The organism is Endozoicomonas sp. SESOKO4 (genome assembly GCF_024606275.1).
Window position 1 is genome coordinate 1 of sequence record NZ_JAHHPS010000314.1, and the last position, 4,948, is coordinate 4,948.

Below are 4,948 nucleotides of genomic sequence, written 5' to 3' on the forward strand. Positions count from 1 at the left end.
ATTCATATATCAGATTAAAAATATATTCTTTTTGTATTGCGTGGTACTTCATTGCTTCAAACACTGCAGACTGTAATATCATAAGATAACTTAAAATGATCTCACGACTTGCATGTGGGACATAATTAAGACACATTGCAGCTAATATGATGAGTGAAAGTGAATCACCTTTAGCAGAGTATTCTTCACTCAAGGGTATAATAAACGGTATCAAATCCCCTTGAATGCCATGATCGACAACAATCTTTTCAGCAATTTGAATCATTGTAGACCCATCAAACTGAGCTCCCCAACTATGTGTTCCATACAACCTATCTGAAAAAGCTTTTTTGAAGTCACTTGCTCTTTTCACTAACTCATCCTTACCATCCGCGAGCCCTGAGTTAGGAAACATCATAAAAACTATAAAAATTGGCAAGAATGCCTTTAAACTTTTCATAAATTACCATACAACATTGAGTCAGGCTGTTAAGGATAGTTCAATGTTCGTAATTGTCTTGGCAAACTGATACCGGCAATAGAAAACCAAGCCATACTTTTTACTGTTTCGGCGTCATGAGACTCGGGGCCTTACAGTTGATCCTGTTCAGCTTCATTGAACGACTCTCTATGACCGAAAACTGTGACCCTAAGCAGTCTTCATTGGTTGCACCAAACCATAATTTGCAGAAGATATTGAATCTACGTTCAAGCACAGCATTTTTCGGAGTAATGAACTTGTCAAAACCTTGCAGGCTAAGCGACCGACGAGGAGTGATTCTGTAAAAACTACCACACCGACTTCAGGGTAGATAACCAGCTGTGTCAGTAACTTTCTTTAAAGGGTATATTTTTAATCTGATATATGAATAGAAACAAACGGCAGTTTTTCATACCATTCACTGAAATTTTGCGATGTTTGTTTATCCATCCCAAATGCCAGATAATTAACAAAATGGTGGCAAATACCACGCATAACATCTCCTTCATTTTCAAAAGAAGAAACCGTTTTACAAACATTCTTAAAGCCCTTCGTAAAAAGTTCGGACAACCTTTTTTTTACTTGTGCTCGATAGCATAAATCAACATTAACTTCCTCAGCGCAAGATAAAGAAACTAAACAATCTTTATCCAGAACAGGATTTCTTGCATCTATTTTATAATGCTTGACACCATTTAAAACAAAGGGAAAAACAACGCATTTAGTAATCTGAACTTTTTTTTCATCGTAATGTTCTATATCGTCAATTTCTTTAATGCAGACTTCTTTATCGCTCAGTTTTTCAATGTAGAATTTTTCTACGATGAGTTCTTCATTAAGAAAATGAAATTGACTCGAAGAATCTACGCTTCTTTCTGATAATGATTTTTCACTAACCTGTGATTCGTAGCTTTGATCAATTATTAATTTATTAGGTACTAACTCTTTAATACCAGAACATTCTGGCTGTGCTAAAGCGAGGTGGTCTTGCAAGCATGTTGTTGTCAGTGGATTCATTGTCATACATCCTGTAGTATTTCTTAAAATAGCCGGACAGTCTTTCCCATATCCAGACGACAGTTTTTTTTCAACCTTCTGCCTTCCAACACTGGTTATATTATATATGACAGAAAAGAGGAATAATAATTCCCTTTTTTACTAGTTTTTTTATTAACACTAACTACGAAGTAAGTCCGCATAACAAAGAACAGGCCTGAGTTTGAATTTTTTGTTTCAACCTGTTTTGCGGTTCAGCCAGGTACGTTCGATCAGGAGCAGTAACTCACCACTGAGCAAACACAAAGCTATGATGACCAGTGGAGTATTCAATGAGAAGTGCCAGCTTTTTATCATCAGGAACAAGTGCTGAGAAGCAGTAACAAGACCGACCACGGAAACCAGGCAGGTCAAGAAAATACTGATATAACGGAAGTGAGGCAATACCATTAAGACTCCGAGCAGTCCAATGGCTGTTCTTTCTGTTCGGCAGAATGGGCAGGTTTGAACGATTTCCACCAGATCCATCCACCAGGTCACTGCGCAGATCACAATAGCAATCCAACCCAATGGTCTGATGTAGTGGCTCAGCACCAGCTTCGTGATCATGAAACCTGTCTCAGTGAACTTATCTCAACAGAGTTATCGTAAGATGACCAAGACTCTTTACAATGAACTGCTTATAGCGAACTGCCAAACATGCCTCAGGGCTCCTGAAGATGAAAGCCCAGTGCCTTCAGATGCGCCTGAACTCCTGTCTCACACTTTCTTGCCTGAACCGTCAGAGTGCTGAATTCCCGCCGCTCCCGATAATGCTTTCTCATTCGGTCAAACTCAATACGGCGTGCCTTCTTGTCCATAAAGAAGAGGCGGCGCATGAGGGCATCGTCACGTCGCAGATCGTAGACCGATTTCATCGCCAAACCAGCAGCCTGGGCGGCTGTAGCAGAGTCATTGAAGCCCATTCGTTTCAGGGCGGGCATGGGAGTGATAGCGGCCAGCCTGACTCGACCCGGCAGGCCAAAGGCCTGGCACAGAGCCTTATAGACCGTTTCGGTTCCGGAGATCTTGCCGTCCAGACTGTAGCCAGCAATATGAGGGGTGCCAATATCTACGCGAGCCAGCAAATCCAGATTAACATCAGGTTCATATTCCCAGACATCCAGCACCACACTGAGATCGAGACCTTCTTCAATGACTTTCAGCAGTGCCTGATTATCAATAACCGAACCTCTCCCGGCATTAATTAGAATAGAACCCGGTTTTATCTGACTTAACCTGTCATAATCCAACATGTGATGGGTAGGATACTTTACGTTCCGGGTCAGGGGAGTATGCAGGGCAATGACATCACACTGTTGCAGCAGTGTTTCCAGAGGTTCAAATCTGACTCCCGGCGTTCGCTCACAGAGCGGATCACAGGCCATAACTTCAACACCCAGTCCTTCAAGGGTCTTATAAAGTCGGCTGCCCACCTGTCCATGACCAATAATACCTGCCTTTCTTTTCTCCAGCTTAAAGCCCTCCCGATCGGCAAGGATATCCAGAGCACAAAGCACATACTCAACAACAGATCGGGCATTACAACCAGGCGCATTGGCAAAAGTAATGCCCCGTTTGGTCAGTGCTTGCTGGTCAATATGATCAACGCCCGCAGTACAGGAGCCTACAAACCTGAGCGAGGACGCCTGACTCAGCAGTGATTCATTCACCTTTGTCACTGAGCGCACCAGCAGCGCATCTGCACCGGCAATATCGCCTGCAGTAATATCCCGACCCTGCAAAGCCATTACTTCACCCAGTGCCCCAAAGCATTCATGAAGAAGAGGTATGTTCTCGTCAGCAACAATTTTCATCGATGGTGATATTCGTTGAGTCCGGTAATGCCGTGATACTATAGTCCATCCTTACAATTAACAACTCAGGGCTTATGCATATCTGTCACGTTTGTTTGAGAGAATCGAGAGAAGATAACCATTATAAAACCTATACTGCTCTCAATCTGGCCAATCATTGCTCATGACCTTGAAAGTAACTGTTCGCTTCCTCGCCCTGCTTCTGCTCTTCACTCTGACGGGCTGTGGTTTTCGGTCCACGCCTGAATATCAGTTGGAGGAGTATGAAGAAAGGATCAGTACTGTTACCGGACAGCCAATGCCTTCTGCTACAGTCAGCTTTCCTGAACTTCCTCCGCTGAGAAAGAGGCAATATCCATTGCCCGATGTTCGTTTGAAAGCACTGGAAGCCCTGAACCTTCTGGAATGTCCCAAGCTCACCCAGCTCATCGCACACCGCAACAACAGCCTGGGTAAACAGATGCAGCCATCTCAGTTGCTACACTACGAAAAAAAACTGATCGTCCAGCTTAAAGACTGCACATACTATTTACGGCAGCAGGATAAAAAGCCAGAACTCAGGGTCAGGCTGGAAGTCATCCTCCAGCAGAAAGAAGCCGCATTGCCTGCCGCGAAATGGAACATGTTGCTGTCTAATACCGAACTGCCAGGCCAACTCAGCGGCTTTCAGACTCTGCTTCCCCTCCACGGTGATAACGGCCGCCAGGGAACACTGGAAGCGTTAAACTATCTGCGGTTCTATCTGAAAGATGACCGTTTTTCTCCTCCCTACGATCAACAGTCTCTGGAAATGCATCTGCAACAATTGACTGCTTCGCATTATAGTGGTCAGTTACTGGCTGCTGCCACGGCTATCAGCAATACCCTCAATCGGGTTTCAGTGATGCTGGAAAAAAGCAATACTATCTGTCCGCAAGGTCGGCGCTCCTTGAAAATAGAGCGACTCAACAATGTATTCAGACTTTTCTACGTCGACAGTATTCAGCCTTATATGGCAAAAGTAGTTTCAGAAGGTAGAGAGTGGCGGTCAGTCGTGCTGCCTTTACTGCATGAACTGCCAGCGCCTCCTGATAAGGCAATGAAAGACTATCTACGGGCCATTGGCTATTCTGACTCCACCTTTTCAGTGTGGCATCAACTGGACAAAGCCATCCTGCGACATACCCGAAGCTGGCAGAAAGTGCTGGCTGAATGCCAAATGCAACCCGGACAAAATCCTGCGAATTAACTTCCAGACACCAGTGCCGATAGACTGCCTTAAGGGCGATTCCTGACTCACACTTTTACGCCCTGCATCACCGGAGATTCAATGGATAAAAAGCCGGATGTCGAAGGGAATGTGATTGACCTTTTTACCCGCAAGCCCGTCAACGAAACAAATAGTGAAAAAATTATCAGACTGGCGCCAGAGCTGGATGGCCTGGAAATGCTTTACAGTAACGACGCCAATCCGGGCAAACTGTTCAGCATGAAAATTCTCTGCTGGGCCCTGAAAAAAGATGGTACTGTGGATGCCATGGTGCCCTGGCTCAACAAGCTGGTGCCTGCAAGAGACCTCAATGATCCACTGAACGGTCATTGGGAAGGCTATTACGACAGCTTCCATGACCACGCCTTTTTTGAGCCTCCCGAATAC

The 4,948-nt window shown here is 44.5% G+C and carries 5 protein-coding genes and 1 pseudogene; 2 read left to right on the forward strand and 4 right to left on the reverse strand.

Annotated elements, in window-relative coordinates:
• The 4 genes from KDK16_RS05945 to pdxB all read right to left on the reverse strand — a co-directional run.
• Window positions 1–439, reverse strand: a 439-nt coding sequence (locus KDK16_RS05945) for a hypothetical protein (RefSeq protein WP_257275154.1), incomplete at its 3' end; no start/stop codon positions are given.
• A 393-nt stretch (window positions 440–832) separates the two neighbouring features.
• Window positions 833–1,477 carry a hypothetical protein gene (locus tag KDK16_RS05950; RefSeq protein ID WP_257275155.1) on the reverse strand — a complete coding sequence of 215 codons (645 nt, stop codon included), beginning with the start codon at window positions 1,475–1,477 and terminating at the stop codon, window positions 833–835.
• Between the two features lie 216 nt (window positions 1,478–1,693).
• Complete coding sequence (locus tag KDK16_RS05955; protein ID WP_257252423.1) at window positions 1,694–2,065, reverse strand: disulfide bond formation protein B; 372 nt, start codon at window positions 2,063–2,065, stop codon at window positions 1,694–1,696.
• Window positions 2,066–2,160: 95 nt separating this feature from the next.
• Window positions 2,161–3,312: a 4-phosphoerythronate dehydrogenase PdxB gene (gene pdxB / locus KDK16_RS05960; protein WP_257252425.1), complete on the reverse strand. Its 1,152-nt coding sequence runs from the start codon at window positions 3,310–3,312 to the stop codon at window positions 2,161–2,163.
• Between the two features lie 163 nt (window positions 3,313–3,475).
• On the opposite strand from pdxB, the gene KDK16_RS05965 reads away from it, so the two are divergent.
• Together KDK16_RS05965 and KDK16_RS05970 are read left to right on the forward strand one after the other, a co-directional pair.
• The gene (locus tag KDK16_RS05965; RefSeq protein ID WP_257252426.1) at window positions 3,476–4,540 is read left to right on the forward strand and encodes a DUF3080 domain-containing protein; all 1,065 of its coding nucleotides are present in this window, start codon (window positions 3,476–3,478) and stop codon (window positions 4,538–4,540) included.
• Window positions 4,541–4,621: 81 nt separating this feature from the next.
• Window positions 4,622–4,948 (forward strand): annotated as a pseudogene (locus KDK16_RS05970) (hypothetical protein); the annotation flags it as partial.